At 71.8% G+C, this 25,045-nt stretch carries 25 protein-coding genes and 1 pseudogene; 10 read left to right on the forward strand and 16 right to left on the reverse strand.

The window, feature by feature from the left end:
* The first annotated feature begins 148 nt into the window (after positions 1–148).
* From ABZX90_RS15775 to ABZX90_RS15785, 3 genes are read left to right on the forward strand one after another with little or no spacing between them, the layout of a single operon-like run.
* Positions 149–1,564, forward strand: a complete 1,416-nt coding sequence (locus ABZX90_RS15775; RefSeq protein ID WP_351128824.1) for a CBS domain-containing protein — start codon at positions 149–151, stop codon at positions 1,562–1,564.
* Positions 1,554–2,150 carry a DUF1003 domain-containing protein gene (locus tag ABZX90_RS15780; RefSeq protein ID WP_355205197.1) on the forward strand — a complete coding sequence of 199 codons (597 nt, stop codon included), beginning with the start codon at positions 1,554–1,556 and terminating at the stop codon, positions 2,148–2,150. The genes ABZX90_RS15775 and ABZX90_RS15780 overlap by 11 nt, the downstream gene beginning before the upstream one ends.
* Before the next feature lie 43 nt (positions 2,151–2,193).
* Complete coding sequence (locus ABZX90_RS15785; RefSeq protein ID WP_351128818.1) at positions 2,194–3,327, forward strand: Mrp/NBP35 family ATP-binding protein; 1,134 nt, start codon at positions 2,194–2,196, stop codon at positions 3,325–3,327.
* Between the two features lie 124 nt (positions 3,328–3,451).
* Here the strand turns inward: ABZX90_RS15785 and ABZX90_RS15790 are convergent, their stop codons facing one another.
* From ABZX90_RS15790 to sigE, 5 genes are all read right to left on the reverse strand, one after another.
* Positions 3,452–4,108 (reverse strand): hypothetical protein, encoded by a 657-nt coding sequence (locus tag ABZX90_RS15790; RefSeq protein WP_351128816.1) that lies wholly within the window; start codon positions 4,106–4,108, stop codon positions 3,452–3,454.
* 235 nt (positions 4,109–4,343) lie between these two features.
* Positions 4,344–4,799 (reverse strand): sec-independent translocase, encoded by a 456-nt coding sequence (locus ABZX90_RS15795; protein WP_351128813.1) that lies wholly within the window; start codon positions 4,797–4,799, stop codon positions 4,344–4,346.
* Between the two features lie 221 nt (positions 4,800–5,020).
* Positions 5,021–6,907, reverse strand: a complete 1,887-nt coding sequence (locus ABZX90_RS15800) for a trypsin-like peptidase domain-containing protein (protein ID WP_355205201.1) — start codon at positions 6,905–6,907, stop codon at positions 5,021–5,023.
* A 139-nt stretch (positions 6,908–7,046) separates the two neighbouring features.
* Positions 7,047–8,012: an anti-sigma factor gene (locus ABZX90_RS15805; protein ID WP_355205204.1), complete on the reverse strand. Its 966-nt coding sequence runs from the start codon at positions 8,010–8,012 to the stop codon at positions 7,047–7,049.
* Positions 8,009–8,707 carry an RNA polymerase sigma factor SigE gene (gene sigE, locus ABZX90_RS15810; protein WP_351128805.1) on the reverse strand — a complete coding sequence of 233 codons (699 nt, stop codon included), beginning with the start codon at positions 8,705–8,707 and terminating at the stop codon, positions 8,009–8,011. Before sigE ends, ABZX90_RS15805 begins: the two co-directional genes overlap by 4 nt.
* Positions 8,708–8,934: 227 nt before the next feature.
* Here sigE and ABZX90_RS15815 point away from each other — a divergent pair, with 227 nt between their 5' ends.
* Positions 8,935–9,633 (forward strand): O-methyltransferase, encoded by a 699-nt coding sequence (locus tag ABZX90_RS15815; protein ID WP_351128941.1) that lies wholly within the window; start codon positions 8,935–8,937, stop codon positions 9,631–9,633.
* Between the two features lie 164 nt (positions 9,634–9,797).
* On the opposite strand, the gene ABZX90_RS15820 is transcribed toward ABZX90_RS15815, so the two are convergent.
* The gene (locus ABZX90_RS15820) at positions 9,798–9,965 is read right to left on the reverse strand and encodes a DUF3117 domain-containing protein (RefSeq protein WP_003966491.1); all 168 of its coding nucleotides are present in this window, start codon (positions 9,963–9,965) and stop codon (positions 9,798–9,800) included.
* A 362-nt stretch (positions 9,966–10,327) separates the two neighbouring features.
* Here ABZX90_RS15820 and ABZX90_RS15825 point away from each other — a divergent pair, with 362 nt between their 5' ends.
* Positions 10,328–11,131 (forward strand): enoyl-CoA hydratase-related protein, encoded by an 804-nt coding sequence (locus ABZX90_RS15825; RefSeq protein WP_351128803.1) that lies wholly within the window; start codon positions 10,328–10,330, stop codon positions 11,129–11,131.
* Positions 11,132–11,244: 113 nt separating this feature from the next.
* On the opposite strand, the gene ABZX90_RS15830 is transcribed toward ABZX90_RS15825, so the two are convergent.
* Complete coding sequence (locus ABZX90_RS15830; RefSeq protein ID WP_351128801.1) at positions 11,245–11,826, reverse strand: DNA-3-methyladenine glycosylase I; 582 nt, start codon at positions 11,824–11,826, stop codon at positions 11,245–11,247.
* Positions 11,823–12,173 (reverse strand): DivIVA domain-containing protein, encoded by a 351-nt coding sequence (locus ABZX90_RS15835; RefSeq protein ID WP_351128798.1) that lies wholly within the window; start codon positions 12,171–12,173, stop codon positions 11,823–11,825. The genes ABZX90_RS15830 and ABZX90_RS15835 overlap by 4 nt, the downstream gene beginning before the upstream one ends.
* 172 nt (positions 12,174–12,345) lie before the next feature.
* On the opposite strand from ABZX90_RS15835, the gene folP reads away from it, so the two are divergent.
* Entirely contained in the window at positions 12,346–13,206 is an 861-nt protein-coding gene (folP, locus tag ABZX90_RS15840) for a dihydropteroate synthase (RefSeq protein WP_355205209.1), read from the forward strand.
* 176 nt (positions 13,207–13,382) lie between these two features.
* Here the strand turns inward: folP and ABZX90_RS15845 are convergent, their stop codons facing one another.
* On the reverse strand, positions 13,383–14,141 hold the full coding sequence (locus tag ABZX90_RS15845; protein ID WP_351128792.1) for a TIGR00730 family Rossman fold protein: 759 nt from the start codon (positions 14,139–14,141) through the stop codon (positions 13,383–13,385).
* 141 nt (positions 14,142–14,282) lie between these two features.
* The gene (gene dapE / locus ABZX90_RS15850) at positions 14,283–15,362 is read right to left on the reverse strand and encodes a succinyl-diaminopimelate desuccinylase (RefSeq protein WP_351128790.1); all 1,080 of its coding nucleotides are present in this window, start codon (positions 15,360–15,362) and stop codon (positions 14,283–14,285) included.
* 129 nt (positions 15,363–15,491) lie between these two features.
* Here dapE and ABZX90_RS15855 point away from each other — a divergent pair, with 129 nt between their 5' ends.
* Both ABZX90_RS15855 and ABZX90_RS15860 read left to right on the forward strand, forming a co-directional pair.
* Entirely contained in the window at positions 15,492–16,475 is a 984-nt protein-coding gene (locus tag ABZX90_RS15855) for a heavy metal transporter (RefSeq protein WP_355205213.1), read from the forward strand.
* A 378-nt stretch (positions 16,476–16,853) separates the two neighbouring features.
* Positions 16,854–17,300 carry an ATP-binding protein gene (locus tag ABZX90_RS15860; RefSeq protein ID WP_355205216.1) on the forward strand — a complete coding sequence of 149 codons (447 nt, stop codon included), beginning with the start codon at positions 16,854–16,856 and terminating at the stop codon, positions 17,298–17,300.
* 98 nt (positions 17,301–17,398) lie between these two features.
* Here ABZX90_RS15860 and ABZX90_RS15865 read toward each other — a convergent pair whose 3' ends face one another.
* Positions 17,399–18,511 (reverse strand): bifunctional succinyldiaminopimelate transaminase/glutamate-prephenate aminotransferase, encoded by a 1,113-nt coding sequence (locus tag ABZX90_RS15865; protein ID WP_351128784.1) that lies wholly within the window; start codon positions 18,509–18,511, stop codon positions 17,399–17,401.
* 181 nt (positions 18,512–18,692) lie between these two features.
* Positions 18,693–19,013 (reverse strand): ferredoxin, encoded by a 321-nt coding sequence (gene fdxA, locus ABZX90_RS15870; RefSeq protein ID WP_018089397.1) that lies wholly within the window; start codon positions 19,011–19,013, stop codon positions 18,693–18,695.
* A 140-nt stretch (positions 19,014–19,153) separates the two neighbouring features.
* On the opposite strand from fdxA, the pseudogene ABZX90_RS15875 reads away from it, so the two are divergent.
* Positions 19,154–20,134: pseudogene (locus ABZX90_RS15875) on the forward strand (GNAT family N-acetyltransferase); the annotation flags it as partial.
* Positions 20,135–20,436: 302 nt separating this feature from the next.
* Positions 20,437–21,288, forward strand: a complete 852-nt coding sequence (locus ABZX90_RS15880; protein ID WP_351128781.1) for a transglutaminase-like domain-containing protein — start codon at positions 20,437–20,439, stop codon at positions 21,286–21,288.
* A 22-nt stretch (positions 21,289–21,310) separates the two neighbouring features.
* Here the strand turns inward: ABZX90_RS15880 and ABZX90_RS15885 are convergent, their stop codons facing one another.
* From ABZX90_RS15885 to ABZX90_RS15900, 4 genes are read right to left on the reverse strand one after another with little or no spacing between them, the layout of a single operon-like run.
* Positions 21,311–21,925: a response regulator transcription factor gene (locus ABZX90_RS15885; protein ID WP_351128778.1), complete on the reverse strand. Its 615-nt coding sequence runs from the start codon at positions 21,923–21,925 to the stop codon at positions 21,311–21,313.
* Between the two features lie 10 nt (positions 21,926–21,935).
* A complete protein-coding gene (locus tag ABZX90_RS15890) occupies positions 21,936–23,144 on the reverse strand; it encodes a sensor histidine kinase (protein WP_355205473.1) in 1,209 nt (402 codons plus the stop codon).
* A 5-nt stretch (positions 23,145–23,149) separates the two neighbouring features.
* On the reverse strand, positions 23,150–23,890 hold the full coding sequence (locus ABZX90_RS15895; protein WP_355205222.1) for an ABC transporter permease: 741 nt from the start codon (positions 23,888–23,890) through the stop codon (positions 23,150–23,152).
* Positions 23,887–24,885, reverse strand: coding sequence for an ABC transporter ATP-binding protein (locus ABZX90_RS15900; RefSeq protein ID WP_351128773.1), 999 nt, complete (start codon positions 24,883–24,885; stop codon positions 23,887–23,889). Before ABZX90_RS15900 ends, ABZX90_RS15895 begins: the two co-directional genes overlap by 4 nt.
* Positions 24,886–25,045: the final 160 nt, after the last annotated feature.

Below are 25,045 nucleotides of genomic sequence, written 5' to 3' on the forward strand. Positions count from 1 at the left end.
ACGGCAGCGTACCGGTGCCGGCCCCGCCCTACGGAGGCAGTCCGTCCGGACCGCCCACCAGGGCGTATCCGACCGGGACGGGCTAGCCTGAAGCCCACCCGAGCGGACAGACCGGCACATAACGCTTCGAAGCGAAGGAGGCGCGGGCATGGCCGCAGGCGCCCCCCGGATCTTCGTCTCGCACCTGGCCGGCGTCGCCGTCTTCGACCCGAACGGCGACCAGGTGGGCCGGGTGCGGGACCTCGTCGCCATGCTCCGCGTCGGACGCCGTCCGCCCCGGCTGCTCGGCCTCGTCGTCGAACTGTCCACGCGCCGCCGGATCTTCCTGCCCATGACCCGGGTGACCGGCATCGAGTCCGGCCAGGTCATCACGACCGGCGTCCTGAACGTGCGCCGCTTCGAGCAGCGGCCCACCGAACGGCTCGTCTTCGGCGAACTCCTCGACCGGCTCGTGACCCTCGTCGAGACGGGCGAGGAGGTGACGGTCCTGGACGTGTCCATCCAGCAGCTGCCGGCCCGCAGGGACTGGGAGATCGGCCGGGTCTTCGTGCGCAAGGGGCGCAGCGGCGCCTTCCGGCGCACCAAGGGCGAGACGATGACGGTCGACTGGTCCTCCGTCACCGGATTCTCGCTGGAGGAGCACGGACAGGGCGCGGAGAGCCTGCTCGCCACCTTCGAGCAGCTGCGCCCGGCCGACCTCGCGAACGTGCTGCACCACCTGTCCCCGAAACGGCGCGGCGAGGTGGCCGCCGCGCTCGACGACGACCGTCTCGCCGACGTCCTCGAGGAACTGCCCGAGGACGACCAGATCGAGATTCTCGGCAAGCTCAAGGAGGAGCGCGCGGCCGACGTCCTGGAGGCGATGGACCCCGACGACGCGGCCGATCTGCTCGCCGAGCTGCCCACCGAGGACGTGGAGCGGCTGCTGACGCTGATGCGCCCCGGCGAGGCCGCGGACGTCCGGCGGCTGATGGCGTACGCGGAACGGACGGCGGGCGGGCTCATGACCACCGAGCCCATCGTGCTGCGGGCCGACGCGACCGTCGCCGACGCGCTCGCCCGGGTCCGCAACCCCGACCTCTCCCCCGCGCTCGCCGCCCAGGTGTACGTGTGCCGCCCGCCGGACGAGACGCCGACGGGCAAGTACCTGGGGGCGGTGCACTTCCAGCGGCTGCTGCGCGATCCGCCGTTCACCCTGGTCGGCTCGCTGGTCGACGACGACCTCCAGCCGCTGGCCCCGGAGGACGAGCTGCCCGTGGTCGCGGGGTTCTTCGCGACGTACGACATGGTCGCGGCGCCCGTCGTCGACGAGAGCGGCTCGCTGCTCGGGGCGGTGACCGTGGACGACGTACTGGACCACATGCTGCCCGAGGACTGGCGGGAGACGGAGTTCCACCTCGACGAGAGCGTGCACGAAAGTGTCCACGAGGACGGCCGTGCGGGCCTCCACGAGGACAGCCACGAGACCGGCCGCGGAGACGGGCACGAGAGCGGCGACGGCCACGAAGACGTCCGTCGGGGGCCGGACGGCCCACTCGGCGGGGAGGGACGCCATGGCGCCTGAGCGTGAGGCCCGTGAGCGGGTCGCCACCGGGGCGACGGCGGCACCCCGCCCGCGTATCCGGCTCGACCAGCCGAAGCCGCCGCGGCGCAGACTGCTGCCCGAGTGGGACCCGGAGGCCTTCGGACGGTTCTCGGAACGCATCGCCCGCTTCCTCGGCACCGGGCGGTTCCTCGTCTGGATGACGGTCGTCATCATCATGTGGGTGGTCTGGAACGTCTTCGCGCCGGGAAGCCTGCGTTTCGACAACTACCCGTTCATCTTCCTGACCCTCATGCTGTCGCTCCAGGCCTCCTACGCGGCCCCGCTGATCCTGCTCGCGCAGAACCGGCAGGACGACCGCGACCGGGTCAACCTCGAACAGGACCGCAAGCAGAACGAGCGCTCCATCGCCGACACCGAGTACCTCACCCGCGAGATCGCCACCCTGCGCATGGGCCTCGGCGAGGTCGCCACCCGCGACTGGATCCGCAACGAGCTCCAGGACCTGGTCAAGGAGCTGGAGGAGCGGTATCCCGACGGCCACAGGGACGACCGGGGCGTATTCCCGGCGGAACGGTCGCACGGACGTGACGTAGACGACCGGTGACGGGCTTACCCGGGCCCCTGGGGAGCGCCGTACCATCGTCCCTATGGCTACGGAAGACGCGGTGCGTGAAGCACTGGCGACGGTGAACGACCCCGAGATCAACCGACCCATCACCGAACTGGGGATGGTCAAATCGGTGGCGATCGGTGCGGATGGCGTGGTCGCGGTCGCCGTGTACCTGACGGTCTCCGGCTGCCCGATGCGCGACACGATCACCCAGCGGGTGACCGAGGCGGTCTCGCGGGTCGAGGGCGTCACCGGAGTCGACGTCGAACTCGACGTGATGAGCGACGAACAGCGCCGCGAGCTGGCGACCGCGCTGAAGGGCGGTACGGCCGAGCGCGAGGTGCCCTTCGCCAAGCCCGGCTCACTCACCCGCGTGTACGCGGTCGCCTCCGGCAAGGGCGGCGTCGGCAAGTCCTCGGTCACCGTGAACCTGGCGGCGGCGATGGCCGCCGACGGACTCAAGGTCGGCGTCGTGGACGCCGACATCTACGGCCACTCGGTGCCGCGCATGCTGGGCGCGGACGGCAAGCCGACCCAGGTCGAGAACATGATCATGCCGCCGTCCGCGCACGGCGTGAAGGTCATCTCCATCGGCATGTTCACCCCGGGCAACGCGCCGGTGGTCTGGCGCGGTCCGATGCTGCACCGTGCTCTCCAGCAGTTCCTGGCGGACGTGTACTGGGGCGACCTCGACGTCCTGCTCCTCGACCTCCCGCCGGGCACGGGCGACATCGCGATCTCCGTCGCCCAGCTCGTGCCGAACGCCGAGATCCTGGTCGTCACGACCCCGCAGCAGGCGGCGGCCGAGGTGGCCGAGCGCGCCGGCTCCATCGCAGTGCAGACCCACCAGAAGATCGTGGGTGTCGTCGAGAACATGGCGGGGCTGCCCTGCCCGCACTGCGGCGAGATGGTCGACGTCTTCGGCACCGGCGGCGGTCAGTCCGTCGCCGACGGCCTGACCCGGACCACCGGCGCGACCGTCCCGGTCCTCGGTTCCATCCCGATCGACGTGCGCCTGCGCGAAGGCGGCGACGAGGGCAAGCCGGTGGTCCTGACCGACCCCGACTCCCCCGCCGGCTCGGCCCTGCGCGCCATCGCGGGCAAGTTGGGCGGCCGTCAGCGCGGCCTGTCGGGCATGTCGCTGGGAATCACCCCGCGCAACAAGTTCTAGAGCTTCCCGTACGAGGTTCCGGCGCCGTCCCTACGAAGGAAGCTCCGGCACCGTCCTCACGAAAGAGGGGGCGCCGTCCACACGGACGGCGCCCCCTCCCTCGTAGCGGCTGCCAGGGCCTCGCCTAGGCGTACGTCGCGATGTCCTTGATCATCGCGAAGCCCAGCCCGTACGCGCTCATTCCCCGCCCGTACGCGCCCACGTGGACGCCTTCCTGGGTGGAACCCGCGAGGACCCAGCCGAACTCGGACTCGCGGTAGTGGAAGGCCGTGGGGACGCCGTCCACGGGGAGGGACAGGGTGGACCAGTCCGAACCGTTCAGGTCGTCGGCCAGTACCCACGCGGTCTCGGTCTGCTGGTCCAGCCAGTCGTCGCGCAGGGAGTGGTCCATCTGGCCGGGCCAGGTGAAGGACAGCAGCCCCACACCGGCCAGCCAGGCCGCCGAGGACACCGAGGTGGCCTCCAGCAGTCCCGTACCGTCCGCGCTGCGCCGCACGGGGCTGGCGGCGACGGTGACCACCACCGCGAACCGCTCCTTGTCCTCGGTCGACTGGCCGCTCACCGTCGGCTCGTCACCGTGCCCGATCGAACCGTGCTCGACGGCACCGTCCGCCGAGGTACCCACCTGCATCAGCCAGCGCGGCCCCGTGAAGGCCTCGTCGAGGCCGTACCAGGGGAAGGGCGCCAGCAGGTAGCCGTCGACCGTACGCCGGGCGGAGGGGACCTGTTGTCCGCCCTCCGCGGCCGGCGCCTGCACGCCTACCCGACTTGTCGTCTCCATCTGCCGGACGCCTCCTCGCTCTCGTCGGACCGGTGGGCCCGCCCCCCTCGGGCGTCCTTGTCGGTCCGCACAACAACTGGGCAGCATAGCCACACCGCTCCGAACAGCGGCGAAAGCGCCCGGCGCGTAGGGCGTGTACACGGCGGTTTCGGGCCGCGCGGGGCAGGTTCTCGGCCAACGGACAGCCGCGTTCAGGCCGCGCGGTACAGGTTGCGCCGCAGGTAGCGGGTACGGCTCAGGTGGCGTCGGCGTCGTAGGGCGGGCGCTCGTCCGGGTCGAGCTTCTCGCGCTTCTTCGTCATGTCGACGGAGCCGCCGGCCGAGCCGGTGGAGGACCCGGAGGAGTCGGCGGAGTCCGACGACTCGGACGCGCGGCCGTGCACCGCGTCCGTGACCTCGGCCATCTCCTTCTTCAGGTCGAAGCCGTTGCGGATCTCCTTGAGCCCCAGCTCGTCATTGTCCAGCTGCTTGCGGAGGAACGTCTTGGGGTTGAGGTCCTCGAACTCGAAGTCCTTGAACTCCGGGCCGAGTTCATCGCGGATGTCCGCCTTGGCGCTCTCCGAGAACTCACGGATCTTGCGGATCGTGCGCGTGACGTCCTGGATCATCTTCGGGAGCTTCTCGGGACCGAAGACGAGCACGGCGAGGACGACGAGCGTCACCAGCTCAAGCGGTCCTATGTCATTGAACACCTGGTAGCTCCTTGCGATGTCCTCGGTCCACGGCCCTCGGGAGTCTTCCGTGGTCCGGGCCGGGTCCAACGGTACCCGGCGTTCCTGTCCGTCCGGAACTGTCCCGGGGCTTCCGACTTCCTGTGGACCGATGGTTTTCCGCGTTGTTTGCCGTCCGGAGCTGCGGCATCGCGCCCGGCTGTGAGGTTCGTGTCACTCGCGGGCCGTGCCTCGCGGCGCGCTCAGTCACCGTCCGCGGAACCGAGGACCAGGGCGACCGTCCTCTCCGTGCCACCCCGCCGGAGCGTCAGCCGGAGACGGTCGCCGGGCCGGTGGGCGCGGGTCTTCACGATGAGTTCCTCGCCGGAGTGGACCGGCCGGCCGTCCACCTCGGTGATGACGTCGCCCGCCTTGATGCCCGCCTCGGCGCCGGGACCGCCCACGGTCACGGAGGGTCCGCCGCCGGCGGCCTTGGTACCGACACGCGCGCCGTCGCCCGCGTAGTCCATGTCGAGCGTGACACCGATCACAGGGTGCGTGGCCCGGCCGGTGTTGATGAGCTCTTCGGCGACGCGCTTGGCCTGGTTGACGGGGATGGCGAAGCCGAGCCCGATGGAACCGGCCTGGCCGCCCCCCAGGTCGGAGCCGCTGTCGGCGGAGCGGATGGCGCTGTTGATGCCGATGACGCGGGCCCGGGAGTCGAGCAGGGGCCCGCCCGAGTTGCCGGGGTTGATGGGCGCGTCGGTCTGGAGGGCGTCCACGTAGGAGACGTCGGTCCCGTCGCCCTTCTCGCCGCCCGCCGTGATGGGCCGTTCCTTGGCGCTGATGATCCCGGAGGTGACGGTGTTGGCGAGGTCGAAGGGCGCGCCGATGGCGACGACGGGGTCGCCGACCTGGACGTTGTCCGAGTTGCCCAGCGGCATGGGGTCGAGACCGCGGACCCCCGAGACCTTGACCACGGCGAGGTCGTAGCCGCTGTCGTGTCCGACGACCTCGGCCTTCGCGGTCTCACCGCCGCTGAACGTCACGGATATCTCGCCGTTGCCGCCGGCCGGTTCGATCACGTGGTTGTTGGTCAGGATGTGTCCTTGGCCGTCGAGGACGAATCCGGTACCGGTGCCCTCCTCCTCGCTTCCGCGCACATGCAGGGTGACGACGCTGGGCAGCGCGTGCGCCGCGATCCCGGCCACGCTGTCCGGGGCGCGACCGGGGGCCTCCTTGGCGGCCTGCGGCAGCTCGACGTCCGTCAGCCCGCCGTTCCGCTCCAGATAGGCCCCCGCGGCGCCGCCCACTCCCCCGGACACCAGCGCGAGCGCGACGGCCCCGAGCACCAGGGCCTTCCTCTCCCGCTTGCGCCGCTGCGCCACGGTGAGCACGGCGACGCCGTTCTGCTGGAGGGGACCGTCCGCCCGGAGAGGACCGGGCGCGGCCCAGGGGTCGTAGTTCTGCCAGGGGTCGGGGGCGGCGGACTCGGCAGGGGCGGCGGGGTCCGGTACGTGCGGGAGGCCTTGTCCGGCGGGCGCCGGGGGCGGCGCGTCCTGGGGCACGGCGTCGAAGGGCGCGCCCTGGGCCGGGATTCCCCCTGCGAGGTGTGTTCCGTGGGCGGGGGTGGCCGCCTCGGCCGAGACTCCCGGAACGGACGGGCCCGGCGTGTGTGCGGCCTGAACGGGTGCGGGCGGCGTGTGTGCGGCCTGAACGGGCGTGGGCGGCGTGTGTGCGGCCTGAACGGGCGTGGGCGGCGTGTGTGCGGCCGTCGGGTGCTGGACCGGTGGGGCGGGTGCCCAGGGGCCGGGGCGGCCGTAGGGCGGGGTGCTGTACGGGTCGGGGTCGTGCAGGGGCCGGGGGCGCCGTGGCGCGGGGCGCTCCAGCTCGAAGTCGCCGTCGCGGTCGTCGTCCCCGGGAACCTCCGGCGCACGGATGCCGTCCGTCGGCGTGCCGGAGGTACCGTCGTCCGGCGTCCGAAGGCGCTCGGGCGCGCTCGCCTCCGCACTGCCCCGCGCGCTCTCCGGAGAGACGGCGGGGTGCGGGGCATCCGGTTCCGTGTGGTGAGCCGGTGCGGTGCCGGTCCCCGGGCCCTGTGGCCGGGGACGGCTCCACCACTTCGCGTTCGTGGGCCTGCCCTCGTTCATGCTCTCCCCACACCTGGCCCGCGGCACAACTCGCCGACGGTCACCGCAGACTTGTCGACTCCGCGCCCGTGATCCCTCCCGCGGACGCGGCCCACCCCGGATTCAACCAGGTTCACGGGCCGCCGCGCAGAGGGCGGGGTCAGCGGTCGCTACGGGAGGTGGGGGACGAGGACGAAGAGGGGGACGGTGTGGCGGCGGGGGCGGCGAGCAGGCCCGGAGTCGTGACGTCCGGGTCGGCGGACCACGAGGTCAGCGCGAGCGGCTGGGCATTGGTGAGCGGACGTATGAGCGGGGACATCGCGGCGGCACCGGCGACCACCGGTGTCGTCAGCGCGTGCAGGGCCTCCTGGCCGCGGCCCGCCGGAGTGGGGACTCCGGGCAGCAGCGGGGCGGACACCGCGGTCGGTGCCACCGGGCCATTGCCGAGTGCCCGCTCGCCCTGGGCGAGCAGCGGCCCGACGGACCGGCGGCGCTGCGACTCGGGAGTCGTGGTGGCCCCCGTGCCCTGGGAACGCGACGGGGTCACATTGCTTCCGGCACCGGACCCCCGCGTGTCCGCGGTGTCTCCCGGCACTCCGGTGGACACCCCGCCGAGCGCGACGGCGGCCAGCGACACGGCGCCCGCCGCGGCGAAGGCGAACCGCAGCCCGCGCGAGGCCGACCGCTCGGCCTCGTGACGGCTGACGTCATGGATGCGGAAGCCGCGCCCCGCAGAGGGGGGCAGCACATCGCCGTGCGCTCCGGCCGGCACGTACCCGAAGGGTTCGCCCCGCATGCCGAACACGCCGGGCATGCCGGGTCCCGCGGGGCCGCCGGGAAGTCCGGCGCCGAATCCGCCTCCGCCCAGCCGTGAGCTGTCGGAGTCACCTCCGCCGGGAAGCCCCTGGAGGCGGGCGAGGAAGCTTTCGGAGGGAGGTGGAGGGGCCACTTCCGCGAAGACGTTCTTCAGTCGGCGCTGAGCGTCGGCCTCGGCCTTGCACTTCGCGCAGGTGACGAGGTGGGCCAGGACGCGGTCACGCGACTCATGACCGAGCTCTCCGTCCACCAGGGCGGAAAGTCGGTCCCCGAGGTGCTGCTCTGCGGGGGTGGGACGGGATCCAGTCACGCGGTCGCGCCCCCTCCCCCCAGCACGGGCACACGGGCCGCGAACGAGCGTCGCTCGGCGCGGGCCTCGGGAGACCGGTGAGCCAGGGCCTTGCGCAGCTGGGAGCGGCCGCGGTGGATCCGGGAGCGGACCGTGCCGAGCTTGACGCCCAGGGTCGCGGCGATCTCCTCGTAGGACAGTCCCTCGATGTCGCAGAGGACGACGGCGGCGCGGAACTCGGGCGCGAGGGTGTCCAGCGCCTGCTGGACGTCGGCGTCGAAGTGCGCGTCGTTGAAGACCTGCTGCGGGGAGGGCTCACGGCTGGGCAGGCGCTCGGCCGCGTCGTCACCGAGGGCGTCGAAGCGGATGCGCTGCTTGCGCCGCACCATGTCGAGGAAGAGGTTCGTGGTGATGCGGTGCAGCCAGCCCTCGAAAGTGCCGGGCGTGTACGTCGACAGCGAGCGGAAGACGCGGACGAAGACCTCCTGGGTGAGGTCCTCGGCGTCGTGCTGGTTGCCCGTGAGGCGGTAGGCGAGGCGGTAGACGCGGCCGCTGTGGGTGCTGACGATCTCCTCCCAGGTGGGCGGAGTCCACGCCTGCGACTCCGCGTGGGTGGTGAACGTCGCGGTCTGCGCCGGTGCGGCAGCGTGGAACTGGTCAGCGTTGTCGGTCACGGATTTCGGCTCACCCGCCGATCTGAGTAGGCGCCGCAGCACCCCTCCCCGATCCACAGGCGCAGCCGCACCTCCCCTGTCGGCTCTGGTGGTGTCCAGTGGAGCCCCTACCATAGCCACCTCGCCCGTTAGCTCCGGATAAGCGGTTTTACGAGAATTTGATACGGGCTCATATGGGTGCGTCAGCACCTGCCCGTGGCCCCGCTCCGTGTACTGATCCATCGACTTCCCCCCGCTCGGTTTCCCCACCCTTCTAAACGCCCGGTCCCATCAGCGGGTTCCCGGCACCAACGGATACAGTCACGCCCAGGCAACCACGGGGACAGGAGAGGGTCATTACCGGCAACCGGCAGACGAGCTGGGCGTTCGCCGACGCCTTTGTCGCCGAGGACGAGGCGGTGCGCTGGGCCCGGGACCGGGGCCACGAAGTAGGCCTGCGCTCGGTGTCGCCCGGCACGGGCGCCGCGCTGTGCCTGCTCGCCGCCACCGTGGACGCGAAAGCGGTCGCGGAGATCGGGACCGGGACCGGCGTCTCCGGAATTCATCTCCTGCACGGCATGCGGCCGGACGGGGTACTGACCACCGTGGATCCGGACCCGGAGCGCCAGCAGTTCGCTCGCCAGGCCTTCCGAGCGGCCGGTTTCGCCAGCAATCGCGCCCGCTTCATCCCGGGCCGCGCGCTGGACGTCCTGCCCCGTCTCGCCGACGCCGGCTACGACCTGGTCTTCTGCGACGGCGACCGTCTGGAGTGCCTCGACTACCTCGCTGAATCGTTGCGCCTGTTGCGTCCGGGCGGGCTCGTCGTCTTCGAGGGCGTCTTCGCGGACGGCCGCACCGTGGACTCGGGACCGCAGCCGGTGGAGGTGAGCCGACTGCGCGAACTGCTGCGCACGGTGCGCGAGAGCCAGGAGCTGGTGCCCTCGCTGCTGCCGGTGGGCGACGGTCTGCTGTGCGCGGTCAAGCGCTGACCCAGCCGCCCCGCCCGCTTCCCGTCACACGCCTCTGACCAGGCCGTATATCCCTGCCATCGCTGCCGATCGAGCCGCGCGGCAGTCCCGTACCCCCAGAAAACAGTTTCCCCGGCACCATGTGCGGTGCCGGGGAAACCGAAGAGGTATGGTCGCGTTCCGCGTCAGCCGACGACCTTCTTGAGGGCGTCGCCGAGCGCGTCGGCCTCGTCAGGGGTCAGCTCGACGACGAGCCGACCGCCGCCTTCGAGCGGAACGCGCATGACGATGCCCCGCCCCTCCTTGGTCACCTCGAGCGGGCCATCGCCCGTCCGCGGCTTCATGGCCGCCATGCTCGTTCCCCTTCCTGAAACCAGCTCATCGTCGCCGACGGCCCCCTCGGAGGGCACGCACGTCCTCTCATAGGACACACGTCACCGGCATCGAACACATTGCTTCCAGGCCATTATCCCGCATCTCAGGACCCGATGACCAACATCAGTCGGCATCGCTTGCGCAACGCGCTTGAGCAAAACCACTCAATTCGGCGATGTGGCTGCGATACTGCGCCGCCGCATGGACTTCCGGGGCGCGGAATTCTTTGACGCAGGTCACATGTCCGCCCCGCGCCGGCACCCGTGATCTCCGCCATGCTGTCATCGGACAGGACGTACCGGCCGGTACGACGGAGCCGCGAAACCGGAGGAAACCCACCATGGCCGACACCGTGCTCTACGAGGTGAGCGACGGACTCGCGACGATCACGCTGAACCGCCCCGAGGCGATGAACGCGATGAACATCGAGACCAAGGTCGCCTTCCGGGACGCGGCGCAGGCGGCCGCCTCGGACGACGCCGTACGGGCGATCCTGCTGACCGCCGCCGGCGACCGGGCGTTCTGCGTCGGACAGGACCTCAAGGAACACATCGGGCTGCTGGCCGCCGACAAGCAGTCGGGGTCGGGCCTGACCATGAGCACCGTGCGCGAGCACTACAACCCCATCGTGCGGGCCCTGACCGGCGCCGCCAAGCCCGTGGTGGCCGGGGTCAACGGCGTAGCGGCCGGGGCCGGCTTCGGTTTCGCGCTCGCCGCGGACTATCGCGTCGTCGCCGACACGGCCGCGTTCAACACGTCCTTCGCCGGCGTCGCACTGACCGCCGACTCGGGGATCTCCTGGACGCTGCCCCGGGTCATCGGCCCGAGCCGCGCCGCCGATCTGCTGCTCTTCCCGCGCAGCATCAGCGCGCAGGAGGCCTACGAGCTGGGCATCGCGAACCGGCTGGTTCCGGCCGGTGAGCTGCGCGCCGAGGCCGAGAAGGTGGCGCGGGCGCTGGCCTCGGGGCCGACGCTGGCGTACGCCGCTCTGAAGGAGTCCCTCGCGTTCGGGCTCACCCACTCGCTGGACGAGACCCTGGAGAAGGAGGACGAGCTCCAGGCGCGGGCCGGCGCTTCCGAGGACCACACGATCGCGGTCCAGGCGTTCGTGAACAAGGAGAAGCCGAAGTACCTGGGGCGCTGACGGTCCGGGGGCGGGCGCCGCGGCCCTGTGTGGCCGGTGGCGCCTCTCCCCGTGTGCCGCGCGTCCCTCGTGGCCGGTGGCGCCGCTCCCGGGCCGCTGAGGGCCACCCCCGATCACGGGGCGTCGCGCACCGCGCAGTCCGCCAGATGGTCGTTCACCAGGCCGCACGCCTGCATCAGGGCGTACGCCGTCGTCGGGCCCACGAAGCGGATGCCGCGTTTCTTGAGGGCCTTGGAGAGGGCGGTCGACTCGTCGGTGACGGCCGGTACGTCGGAGAGCTTCTTCGGAGCCGGACGGGTGGCCGGGTCGGGGGCGAAGGACCAGATCAGCTCGTCCAGCTCGCCCGGGGACCAGTCGGCCAGCACGCGCGCGTTGGCGACGGTCGCCCGGATCTTGGCGCCGTTGCGGATGATCCCCGGATCGGCCAGCAGGCGCTCCTCGTCGGCCTCCGTGAACGTCGCGACCTCGGCGATCTCGAAGCCCGCGAAGGCGGCGCGGAACCCGGAGCGTCGGCGCAGGATGGTGATCCAGGACAGCCCCGACTGGAAGGCCTCAAGGCACAGCCGCTCGTAGAGCGCGTCGTCGCCGTGGACCGCTCGGCCCCACTCCTCGTCGTGATAGGCCACGTAGTCCTCGGTGGACAGCGCCCAGGGGCAGCGCAGCGCGCCGTCGGGTCCGGCCAGCACGTCGCTCACCGCTCGTCCTCCGGGTGCTTGTGCAGCGAGGTGGTGTGACTCGCCGCGCGGGCGCCGGCGAGCGCGGCCTCCAGGTCGGCGATCCGGGCGTCCCGCTCACCGATCTCCGCGCCGAGACGGCCGAGGGCGTCGTCGACGTCCGCCATGCGGTAGCCGCGCACGGCGACGGGGAAGCGCAGCGCGTCCACGTCACCGCGGTGCACCGGACGGTCGTACGGCAGCGGGTCGTGCAGCAGCTCGGGCCCGGCGTCGGGAAGCGGGCTGCTCTCGCCGCCGCCCACCACGGACAGGGTGACCGCGGCGACCACGACGGCGAGCGCGACGACCAGGAACAAGAACATGAACATCGCTGAGGTCCCCACGCTCTGTGCCGGCGCGGGTCGCGTCGGCGCGGAAGTACTGATGCTGACGAAAGCAGTCTGACGCTGGAAGTGTCAGGCTCCGATCGTGCCATGCGAGTCTGGCAGTTAAGGTCGCAGGCGGCTTATCGGCGGTACTTACTGGGAGAGGTCATAGGGGATGCTCAGGCTGGGCAGGCGTGAATTCGACACGCACGAGCCGGTGATCATGGCGATCGTGAACCGGACCCCGGACTCCTTCTACGACCAAGGAGCCACCTTCCGCGACGAGCCCGCCCTCGCGCGCGTGGAGCAGGCGGTGTCCGAGGGCGCCGCCATCATCGACATCGGCGGGGTCAAGGCCGGGCCGGGCGAAGAGGTGACGGCCGAGGAGGAGGCGCGCCGGACGGTCAGTTTCGTGGCCGAGGTGCGCCGCCGCTTCCCCGACGTGATCATCAGTGTCGACACCTGGCGGCACGAGGTCGGCGAGGCGGTCTGCGAGGCCGGTGCCGATCTGCTCAACGACGCCTGGGGCGGAGTCGATCCGCGACTGGCGGAGGTGGCCGCCCGGTACGGGGTGGGGCTGGTGTGCACGCACGCCGGGGAGTCCGAGCCGCGGACGCGCCCGCACCGGATCGCGTACGACGACGTGATGGCCGACATCCTGCGGGTGACGCTCGGCCTGGCGGAGCGCGCGGTCGCCCTGGGGGTGCCCCGCGAGTCGGTGCTCATCGACCCCGGGCACGACTTCGGGAAGAACACCCGGCACAGTCTGGAGGCGACGCGGCGGCTGGGAGAGATGGTCTCCACCGGGTGGCCGGTTCTCGTCTCGCTCTCCAACAAGGACTTCGTGGGCGAGACGCTCGACAAGCCGGTCAAGGAGCGGATCGTCGGTACGCTGGCGACGACCGCCGTCTCGGCGTGGCTGGGCGCGCAGGTGTACCGGGTCCACGAGGTCGCGGAGACCCGGCAGGTGCTGGACATGGTGGCGTCGATCGCCGGACACAGGCCGCCGGCGGTGGCCCGGCGCGGGCTGGCGTAGCGGACGGACCGCGCGAGGGCCGCGCGGGAGGGCGCACGGGTCGTCGTGAGCACCTGGCGCCGTGGACGGCCCGCGGAGGGACCGATTCCTCGGCCCCTCCGACGCCCACCAGCCCCCCTCCCGCGCCCCGCGGGCCCTCCCCGGCCCCTGGGCCCGGCGACCCCCTGAGACGGGCCCTAGCGGCCGGCCTCCTTCGACACCAGTGCCACCGCTTCGTCCAGGTCGTCGGTCAGGTGGAACAGGAGCAGATCCTTCTCCGAGGCCTTGCCCTGGGCGATCAGGGTGTTCTTGAGCCAGTCGACGAGCCCGCCCCAGTACTCCGTGCCGAACAGCACGATGGGGAAGCGGGTGACCTTCTGGGTCTGGACCAGGGTGAGCGCCTCGAAGAGTTCGTCGAGGGTGCCGAGGCCACCGGGCAGGACCACGAAGCCCTGGGCGTATTTGACGAACATCATCTTCCGGACGAAGAAGTACCGGAAGTTCAGGCCGATGTCGACGTACTGGTTCAGCCCCTGCTCGAAGGGGAGCTCGATGCCGAGGCCGACGGAGATGCCCTTCGCCTCCAAGGCGCCCTTGTTGGCGGCCTCCATGGCACCCGGTCCGCCGCCGGTGATGACGGCCCAGCCGGCCTCCACGAGCATGCGGCCGAGCTGTACCCCCGCCTCGTACTCCGGCGAGCCCGGCTTCGTCCTGGCCGAGCCGAACACGCTGATGGCGGGCGGCAGTTCGGCCAGGGTGCCGAAGCCCTCGATGAACTCCGACTGGATGCGCAGAACGCGCCAGGGGTCGGTGTGGACCCAGTCGGACGGGGCCCGCTCGTCGAGCAGCCGCTGATCCGTGGTGCTCGCCTGCACCTGATCCCGCCTGCGCAGCACCGGGCCCAGCCGCTGCTCGTCCGGTGGCCGCTTCTTGCCCTCCGGGTTGCCAGTAGCCATGTCCACTCCCTCCGCGTACGGATCTCCCCCGCCCCGGCCGAGGCCGGGGCGGGGGAAGGTCGTTCCGCCCCAGCGTAGATCTCCGCTGGTTACGGCGGGGGGACGTGGGCATGTCCGCCACGAACCGCCAACAGGTACGCCTCAGGCGGTGAGCCAGTCGCGCAGCCGCTCCTCACCCGCGAGGATCTTGGCCGTCTCCACCCGTTCGTCCCGCTTGTGCGCCAAGTGAGGATTGCCGGGGCCGTAGTTGACCGCCGGAATGCCGAGCCGGCTGAAGCGGGAGACGTCCGTCCAGCCGTACTTGGGCTGCGGGGTGCCGCCGACCGCCTCGATGAAGGCGGCGGCGGCCGGGTGGGAGAGGCCGGGGAGGGCGGCCCCGCTGTGGTCGTCGACGACGAACTCGGCCACGCCGCAGTCGGCGAAGACCTCGCGGACGTGCTCGATCGCCTCCTCCTCGGTGCGGTCGGGCGCGTAGCGGAAATTGACGGTGACGACACACTCGTCGGGGATGACGTTGCCCGCGACACCGCCCGAGATGCCCACCGCGTTCAGGCCCTCGCGGTACTCCAGGCCGTCGATCACCGGGTAGCGCGGCTCGTACGCGGCCAGCGCGGCCAGGATCGGCGAGGCCGCGTGGATCGCGTTCGAGCCCATCCAGCTGCGGGCGGAGTGGGCCCGCTCGCCCTTGGTCTTCAGCAGCACTCGCAGCGTGCCCTGGCAGCCGCCCTCGACCTGCCCGTCGGAGGGCTCCAGGAGGACCGCGAAGTCACCCTGCAGCCATTCGGGGTGGGCCTCGGACACATGCTTCAGCCCGTTCAGGTGGGCCGCGACCTCTTCGTTGTCGTAGAAGACGAACGTGAGGTCCCGGTTGGGTTCCGGGACCGTGGCCGCGATACGGAGCTGGACCGCGACGCCCGACTTCATGTCGCAGGTGCCGCATCCCCACAGCACACCGTCCTCGTCGAGGCGGGAGGGCACGTTGTCGGCGATCGGCACCGTGTCGATGTGGCCGGCGAGGACGACACGCTCGGCGCGGCCCAGGTTCGTGCGTGCCACGACGTTGTTGCCGTACCGGTCGACCGTCAGATGCGGCAGGGCGCGCAGGGCGGCCTCGACGGCGTCCGCGAGCGGCTTCTCGTCGCCGCTCTCCGAGGGGAAGTCGACGAGCTGCGCGGTGAGCTCGGCTGCGTCCAGGGTGAGGTCAAGCGGGGTGTCGGCCATGCCGTCGACCCTAGCGCGCCCGGCCGAGCGGTCCCGAAAGCAGCCGGATGCGGTCGTATCCCCCGGGTGACCCTCCGGTTGTCCACAGCCCCACAGAACGCCGACAGGGGTCTCCAGTACCTTGTACGCGTGTCAGAGCCGTCCCCCACTCCTGTCCGGCGCCGTGGTCGCCTCCTTCGCTTCGGAGGGGCCGTCGTGGTCCTGCTCGCGCTCGCGGGCTACCTCGGCGTGCAGTACCTCACGGGCGGCACCGGCGCGCCCCGCTGCAAGGTCGTCTCCGGCAAGGGCGACGGCGCGTCGTACGAGTTCACACCCGAGCAGGCGGTGAACGCGGCGACGATCTCGGCGATCGGCACCTCCCGCGGCATGCCCGAGCGCGCGGTGGCCATCGCCCTCGCGACGGCGCTCCAGGAGTCGGGGCTGCGCAACATCCAGCACGGCGACCGGGACTCCCTCGGCCTGTTCCAGCAGCGGCCCTCGCAGGGCTGGGGCACGAGGAAGCAGATCATGGACCCGACGTACGCGGCGGGCATCTTCTACGAACACCTGGGCAAGGTCCCCGGCTACTCACGGCTGCCGCTCACCGTGGCCGCGCAGCGCGTCCAGCGCAGCGGCTACCCGCAGGCGTACGCGAAGCACGAGCCGGACGCCACGCTGCTCGCCGCCGCGCTGACCGGCCGCGCCGCGGCCACGCTGACCTGCGAGGGGCGCCCGGACGCGACCCCGGCGGGCGGCGCGGCCCCGGTGCGGGCCGCGCTCGCGCGGGACTTCGGGCGCGATGTGCTCCAGGAGGCGGGCGCCACGGTGGACACCGCGGGTTCCTCCGCGTCGCCCACGCCCACCGCCTCGGCCTCGCCGTCGGGGGGCGGCCGGACCGTGACGGTCCCCGTGCGCGAGGAGTCCACCGCCGGGACCGGGGCGCTGCGGCGCGGCTGGGAGCTGGCGCACTGGGCCGTGGCCAACTCCTCGGCCCTGCACATCGAACGGGTGTCGTACGCGGGGCGCGAGTGGACCGCCGGGACTTCGGAGGGCTCGTGGCGCACGGCCGACGGGAAGGGTGGTTCGGCCGTGGGGAAGGCCGTGGCCGAGGTCCGTATCGTCACTGCTCAGTAGTACGGACCCTCACTCGTTGGGGGGACCCGGCGCTCGGCGGGCCGACGACGGGCACGGGCTTGCGCGCACTCACTCCGGCATCCGGGAAATCCCTTGAGAACAAAGGGCCGCAAGGATTCCGCGGGACAGGCGGCCGGGCATTGTTTGCCCGTTTTTATCCACAACCGATAATGCGACGCATTACCAACTCTTTACGTCGGGCCACCGCAACCTTCGCGGACCTCGAGCGGTAGTCACTGCGTCCGAGCCCGGAACGATCACCACGAACGATCAGCGCGAACGATCAGCGGTCGGTGACACGGTCGGTCGGCAGCCAGCCGGTCCACTCCCCGGGCACGGTCGGACACTTCCCCGTTCTCTCCCGTCATAAGGAGCAACATGTCCCTCCCCCTGACCCGCCGGATCGCCCGTGTCGTGCTGCTCGTCGCGGCCGGAGCGGCGCCCGTGGTCGGTGCGGCCGGCTCCGCCTGCGCGGCCGGACTGCCGGCCACCCCCAGCCTCGGCGGACTGACCGCCCTGGACGGAGCGAACGTCGGCAGCACCGTCGACGGAGCGGCGCAGAATGTCACCGGGATCGCCGGCAAGTCCGGCGGCGACGCGGTCAAGAAGTCCGTGCCGGCCGCGGGCAGGACCGGCGGGAAGGTCGCCAAGAAGGCGACGCCGGCCGCACAGAAGGTGGCCGGGGGCGCGGCCGGGCAGGCCGGTGGCCTCCTCGGTGACACCGCGAAGAGCGCGACCGGCGGCGGCCTGCCGACGAGCACCGTGACCCAGGGCGGCCTGCCGACGGAGCAGCTGCCGCTGAAGGGCCTGCCGCTGGGCGGCTAGGCACCGCCGTCGCGCCGGACGCCCCGGACGCGGGGCCCGGCAGGCACGTACGGCGACGGGGGTCCGGGGAAGCGAGTTCCCCGGACCCCCGTTTCGTACTACTGGGCCGACGGAGCCTGCCCGAGGCGTTCCACCGCCGCCGCGACGCGCTCGTCCGAGGCGGTGAGGGCCACGCGGACGAACTTCTCGCCCGCCTCGCCGTAGAAGTCGCCCGGCGCCACCAGGATGCCCAGCTCCGCCAGGTGGGCCACCGTGGACCAGCAGGACTCGTCCCGGGTGGCCCAGAGGTAGAGGCTCGCCTCGCTGTGCTCGATGCGGAAGCCGTGGCCCAGGAGCGCGGCGCGCAGGGCGGTACGGCGGGCGGCGTAGCGGTCGCGCTGCTCGCGGACGTGGGTGTCGTCCGCGAGGGCGGCGACCACGGCGGCCTGGGTCGGCGCGGAGGTCATCATGCCGCCGTGCTTGCGGATCGCGAGCAGCTCACCGAGGACGGCGGGGTCGCCCGCGAGGAACGCGGCGCGGTAGCCGGCCAGGTTCGAGCGCTTGGAGAGCGAGTGGACCGAGACGATCCCCTCGTAGGAGCCGCCGCAGACGTCCGGGTGCAGCACCGAGACCGGGTCGGCCTCCCAGCCCAGCTCGATGTAGCACTCGTCGGAGAAGACGAGGATGCCGTGCTCGCGAGCCCAGGCGACGATCCGGGTGAGCTCCGCGGCGGACAGGACCCTGCCGGTCGGGTTCGACGGGGAGTTCAGCCACAGCAGCTTCAGGCCCGTCGGGTCCAGCTCCGTCGGGTCGTCGTAGGCCACGTGGTCCGCCCGCGCGAGCCGCGCGCCGACCTCGTACGTCGGGTACGCGAGACGCGGGTACGCGACCTTGTCGCCGGGGCCGAGGCCGAGCTGCGTCGGCAGCCAGGCGACCAGTTCCTTGGAGCCGACGATCGGCAGGACATGGCGGTGGGTGACGTCCCGCGCGCCGAGCCGTCGCTCCACCCAGCCCGTGAGCGCGTCCCGCAGCTCGGGCGTGCCCCACACCGTGGGATAGCCGGGCGAGTCCGCGGCCGCGACCAGGGCCTTCTGGATCAGCTCGGGCACCGGGTCGACCGGGGTGCCGACGGACAGGTCGACGATGCCGCCCGGATGAGCGGCGGCGGTCGCCTTGTAGGGCTCCAGCTTGTCCCAGGGGAAGACGGGAAGCCGGTCGGAGACTGCGGACACGGGATCGGGCTCACTTTCTCGTACGTACGACCCGTACAGGCGGACACGGGCTGCGGCACGGATGCTGCACGGGCCGACACGGCAAATGCCTCGGTCCCGTACGGCGATCGGAGCGATCAGGCCGTACGGGACCGAGGCGGCGCTCCGTCAGCTGCCGCTGGGAGGTACCCCAGCGGGCCGCTTACTGGTTCTGCGGCGGAAGCGCTGCGATGAAGGGGTGGTCGCGCTCGATCAGACCGAGCTTGCTGGCGCCACCGGGCGAGCCGAGCTCGTCGAAGAACTCGACGTTCGCCTTGTAGTAGTCCTTCCACTCTTCCGGAGTGTCGTCCTCGTAGAAGATCGCCTCGACCGGGCACACCGGCTCACAGGCTCCGCAGTCGACGCATTCGTCCGGGTGGATGTACAAGGACCGGGAGCCCTCGTAGATGCAGTCGACCGGGCACTCCTCGATGCACGCCTTGTCCTTGACGTCGACACAAGGCTGCGCGATGACGTAGGTCACGCTGTCGTTCCTCCTCGATAGGGCGCTGGCGGGCCTCCGTAGGCTCCGCCGCCTGGCGCGCGGGAGCGCGGCGTCGTCGATGCCCGCCCCTAGTATCTCCGTTCTTGGGCATGATCCGAACAGGAGGGGTGAACTGACCTGTGGAATTCTCTGCTTCCGGCCGCCTCGAGGTCCGCATCACCGCTGCTGACGTGGGAAAACGCGTCTCGGTGCGCTGCGTGATCGCCGACGGAGACACGGGTGGGAAGTTCACCGATACGGTCGGAGTTCTCACATCATGGGACGACGGTGTGCTGTTGATCACACGACGGACCGGTGAGCGTGTCCGGATCGCGGAATCCTCGCTGGTCGCGGGCAAGGTCGTACCGTCCGCCCCGGCCCGACGCCGCGGGCCCGCGGCGTCGTACGAGGAGCTGGCTCGCGTCGCCGCGCGGGCCTGGCGGCCGGTGGAGAGCGAGTGGCTCGGCGGATGGGAGCTGCGGGCGGCGGGCGGGTTCACCCGCCGGGCCAACTCCGTGCTGCCGCTGGGCGACCCGGGTCTGCCGCTCGACCAGGCACTGACGCGCGTACGGGACTGGTACGCCGCCCGTGACCTGCCCGCGTACATCCAGACCGCGACCGGGGCCGAGGGCACGCAGGAACTGCTCTGCGCGGAGCTGGAGGCGCGCGGCTGGACGCGTGAGGTGACCGCCGAGCTGTGGATCGGCTCGCTCGCGCCGATCGGGGACCGGGAGGCACCCGAGGTGAGGCTCTCCCGCACGGCCGACGACGCGTGGCTCGACCGCTATCAGCGCAAGGGCATGAGCGACGTGGCCCTGAAGGTCCTGGGCAGCGGGCCTTCGGTGTGGTTCGCGACGGTGCCCGGCGCCGAGGGCGCGGCTCCGGCCGCGATCGGGCGGTGCGTGGTGGACGGGCGCTGGGCCGGTTTCGCCGCTGTCGAGGTCGACCCGGCCCAGCGCCGCAGGGGCCTGGCCACCGCAGTCATGGCCGCGCTGGCCCGCCGCGCCCTGGACGAGGGCGCCTCGGCGGCCTGGCTCCAGGTGGAGGCGGACAACGCGGGGGCACGGGAGCTGTACGGCCGGATGGGCTTCGGCCCGCATCACGCGTACCACCACTACCGGTGGACACCGGACGCCGGCACGGACACCGTCGCGGACGCCGAGGCGAACACCCGCGACGGTGCCGGCACGAGCGCCACTGGGGTGAGAGCGGGTACAGCGGACGCCGGTGCGGCAGGTGGTGGCGCGGCGAGTGGTGGCGCGACGGGCGCCATCTCCGCGAGTGGCGGCGCGGCGGGCGGCAGTGCGGCGGACAGCGGCGCGGCGGGCGCCGTCACGGCGGACAGCGGTTTCGGCGGTGACGGGCCGGATGCCGAGTCGGGTGCCGAGCCGTATCGATCGGTGTGAGGGGGCACGAACCGGCTATGCCTTCACCTCAGCCACCTGAGCCGGAGCGAGCCGACGAGGTACGGCGGCGGTTCGCCGACGAGGCGCGGGCCGAGCGGCCCGATCTGGCGGTGCTGTGCCTGCTGGTGGGCGCCGCGGCGGACGGGACGCTGGACGAGGCCGGGATGGACGCGGCGCAGATCGAGCTGGACGAGCTGGCGGGCCGGCTGCCCTTCCGTCCGGGCGGCCCCCGCGCCTGGGCGACCGCCCTGGCCGAACTCCTCGGCGGGCGGTGCGGATACCGGGGCTCGCCGGGCGACTACCAGCGGCTGGAGTCCTCCCTGCTGCACGCGGTGCTGCGACGGCGGCGCGGGCTGCCCATCCTGCTCTCCGTGGTGTGGATGGAGGTCGCGCGACGGGCCGGCGCACCGGTCTACGGCGTCGCGCTGCCCGGTCACTTCGTGGTGGGCTTCGGACCGCCCGAGCAGCAGGTGCTCGCCGATCCCTTCGACGGGGGACGGGTGCTGACCGGCTCCGACGCGGAACTCCTGGTCGCCGGGGCGACCGGCGCACCGCTCGACCCGTCGATGCTCTCCCCCGCCGACCCGCTCGACGTCGTCGTGCGCATCCTGAACAACATCCGCGCCTGGGCCGCCGCCCGGCCCGAACGCTCCGACGTGTCCCTGTGGTCGGTGGAGCTGTCCCTCCAGCTGCCCTCACACCCGGCGCGACTGCGCTACGAGCACGCCCAACTTCTCGTCCAGCGAGGAGACTTCATGAACGGAGCCGCCGAACTCGACGCGTACGCCGACGTGGTGGCAGCGGTCGACGAACCGGCCGCCGACCGCGTACGCCAACAGGCCCACGCGGCACGCGCGATGCTCAACTGAGGGCTCCGGCCCGCGATGCCGCTCAGAGCCATCCCTTCTCCCGCGCGATCCGAACCGCCTCCGCCCGGTTGCGGACCGCCAGTTTCTGGATGGCTGTGGAGAGGTAGTTGCGGACCGTGCCCTGGGAGAGGTGGAGGGCGGTGGCCAGTTCGGCGTTGGTGGAGCCGTCGGCGGCGGCGCGGAGGATCTCGCGTTCGCGGTCGGTGAGCGGGTTGGCGCCCTCGGCCAGCGCTGCGGCGGCCAGCGTGGGGTCGATGACGCGCTCGCCGGCCAGCACCTTGCGTACCGCCGCGGCGAGTTGAGCGGCCGGGGCGTCCTTGACCAGGAAGGCGTCGGCGCCGGACTCCATGGCGCTGCGGAGGTATCCGGGGCGGCCGAAGGTCGTGAGGACGATCAGCTTGAGGGCGGGGAACTCCTTGTGGAGTTCGGCCGCGGCCTCTATGCCCGTCATGCCCGGCATCTCGATGTCGAGGAGGGCCACGTCCACGTCATGGGTGCGGACCGCCCCCAGTACCTCGTCACCGCGGGCCACTTGGGCGACGACCTCGATGTCCGGCTCCAGTCCCAGCAGGGCGGCCAGCGCCTCGCGGACCATCGACTGGTCCTCGGCGAGCAGGACCTTGATCGTGCGGCTCATGCACCGGATCCTACGGGGTCGCCGCCGCGTCCGCAGAGGCCTGGTCGCCCGTGATCGGCACCCGGGCGACCAGCCGGAATCCGTGCCGGACCCGGCCCGCCTCCATCGAGCCGCCAGCCTTCTCCAGGCGTTCGGTCAGGCCCGTCAGGCCGTTGCCGGGGGTACCGGCGGAGGAGCCGCCCGAGCCGTCGTCCTCCACCGACAGTTCGAGCACGGGTCCGTCCAGTGTCTGGCGCCGGACGAGTCGCACCGTGCAGCGCCGGGCGCCGCTGTGCCGTACGACGTTGGTGACCGCCTCGCGCAGCGCCCAGGCCAGCGGGGACTCGCTCTCCTCGGGGACACCGTCGAGGTCGGGTTCGGCCGGCAGGTCGGCGACGACGTCCGCCGCGGTCAACGCGACCTGGGCGCCCGCGAGTTCACCGGCCAGCCGGGGCCGCCGGTAGCCGGTGACCGCCTCGCGGACGTCGACCAGGGCCTGGCGGCTCACCTGCTCGATGTCGGCGACCTGCTGGGCCGCCTTGTCGGGGTGCTCGGGGAGCATCCGCCCGGCCAGCTCGCTCTTCAGCGTGATCAGCGAGAGGGAGTGGCCGAGCAGGTCGTGCAGGTCCCTGGCGAGCCTCAGGCGCTCCTCGTTGGCGGCGAGCTGGGCGACGGTGGCCCGCGCTTTGCGCAGCTCCACCGTCGTGCGGACCAACTGCCGTACGCCGGTCATCGCGAAGCCGATGAGGACGACGAGCAGGACGAGGTTGAGTGCGTCCCGTTCGCCGCCGTGGAGGCCGACGAGCAGCATCACGACGGCGGTCAGCGCGATGGTCCAGTACGACACGCGCAGCGGGAACGTCGTCCCGCAGGCGACCGAGACGTACACGAACAGGCCGAGCCAGGGCGCACCGAGCGTCAGGCACAGGACGACAGCCAGTGCGCCGAGGGCGAGGACCATGAGGGTGACGGCCAGCGTGCCCGCGAAGGCCTTGCCCATGTGCCGGAAGACCAGTGTCAGATAGATCGCGACGAAGGCCGCGAGGCCCACCCCGCCGGCCGCGGTGGCCGCGGGTGTGTGGTTGCCGGAGGCGAGGTCGTGGACCGGTGAGCTGAGGAACACCAGCCAGATGACGATCCACACCGACTTGCGCAGGGCCTCGCGGACGTTGCGCGGGGACTCTCCCATCCGTACCAGCCGGTCCGTGCGGGCCCCGTCGGGCAGCGGGTCTTCCGTCATGGCACTCACGCCTTCAGCGTGTCCTTCCGGTACAGCCAGGCCGCGCCGCCCGCGAAGAGGGCGAAGGAGACGGCGAGGATGGCGATGTCCTTCGCGTGCGGGGCGTTCCCCAGTTCGATGGCCTGCCCCAGGGCAGCGTACGCGTGCGTGGGCAGCCACTTCGCTATGTTCTGCAGCCAGTCGGGGAAGGTCGTCGTCGGCATCCACAGGCCGCCGAGCATCGACAGACCGAAGTAGACGATCATCGTGATCGGGCGGACCGCGTCCCCGCTGGCGAGATAGCCGATGGCGACGCCGAGCGCGGCGAAGACAAGGCTGCCGGTCCAGATCACACCGGTGAGCGCGAACCACTGCCAGGCGTCCAGGCGTACGTCCTTCACCGCCGCGGCGACCACGAAGACGATCACGATCGACGGCAGGCTGATCACGGCGGCGCTGGCCGTCTTGGCGAACACATAACCGCGGCCCGGCAGCGCGGTGAGCCTCAACTGCCGTACCCAGCCGCTCTCCCGCTCCTTCGCGATGCGCTCGCTGTTGCCCATGAGGACGGCGGTCAGGGCGCCGAAGGAGGCCATGGAGACCATGAAGAAGGTCGGCAGGGTGAGGCCGGTGCCGTCCACCTTCGTGGTGCTGTCGGCGCTGCCCGCGATCAGCAGGAACAGGGCCGAGGGGTAGATCACCGAGAAGAACAGGAACTTCCGGTTGCGCAGGGCGCGGGTGATCTCCAGCTTGATGAGACTGTTCACTTGGACGTGGCCTCCTCGGCGGCGGTGCGGTCGGCGTGTTCGGCCGCGTTGGGGTTGGCCTCTTCGGCCGCCGTGCGGTTGGCCTCTTCGGCCGCGGTGATGGCGACGAAGGCCTGCTCCAGACCGAGCCCGGCGACTTCGAGGTTGCGGGGGTAGACGCCGAGCCCGTAGAGCGCGTGGACGGTCGCGTCCGCGTCGGAGGACTGGATGCGGACGGTCTGCCCGGACACGTCGATCGAGGTGAGGAAGGGCAGCGCGCGCAGCGGGGCCTCGTCGATCGTGCCCTCCAGGTCGAAGGCGACGCGGCGGGCGCCGGCCTTGGCCTTGATCTCCGCGGCGGTGCCGTCCGCCAGCAGCCGTCCCCGGTGCAGGACGAGCACGCGGTCCGCTATGGCGTCGGCCTCCTCCAGGTAGTGCGTGGCGAACAGGACCGTACGGCCCTGGTCGGCCTGCTCGCGCATGGTGGCCCAGAAGGCCTGCCGGGCGGAGACGTCCATGCCGGTGGTGGGCTCGTCGAGGACGATCAGGTCGCTGTCGCCGGCCGTGGCGAGGGCGAAGCGGACGCGCTGTGCCTGGCCGCCCGAGAGCTTGTTGACCTTGCGGTCGGCGATCTGGGTGATGCCCGCGCGGGCGAGGACGTCGGCGGCGCGGTACGGCTTCGGGTGCAGATCGCAGGCGAGCTTCACCAGTTCGCCGACGGTGACCTCGTCCATCAGGCCGCCGCTCTGGAGCATGGCGCCCACCCGCCCGGCGACGATCGCCTCGCGCGGGCCGGTGCCGAACACGCGGACCGTCCCGCTGTCGGCGTTCTTGAGGCCGAGCAGGAGGTCGAGGGTGGTCGACTTGCCCGCCCCGTTGGGACCCAGGAGGGCGACGGTCTCGCCGGGGTGCAGTTCGAGCGTCAGCCCGTCCACGGCCCGGACGTTCCCGTAGCTCTTGGTCACCGATTCGAACCCGACCACCGGTGTGGTGGTGATCGCCGCAGTCGTTGTCATGTGATCCATCGTGGCGACGATGGGGGTGCCCGCGGCAGTGCGGTGTGTCCTCGGTCGCGGATGACAGATGTCATGTCGAGGGCAGGCGCACCTGCCCTGCGGCCGCCCCGCGGTACGGCGAGAGGGCACCCGGCCGGTGAGAACGGCTGGATGCCCTCGA

The organism is Streptomyces sp. NPDC002935 (assembly GCF_040611295.1).
Lineage (GTDB): Bacteria > Actinomycetota > Actinomycetes > Streptomycetales > Streptomycetaceae > Streptomyces.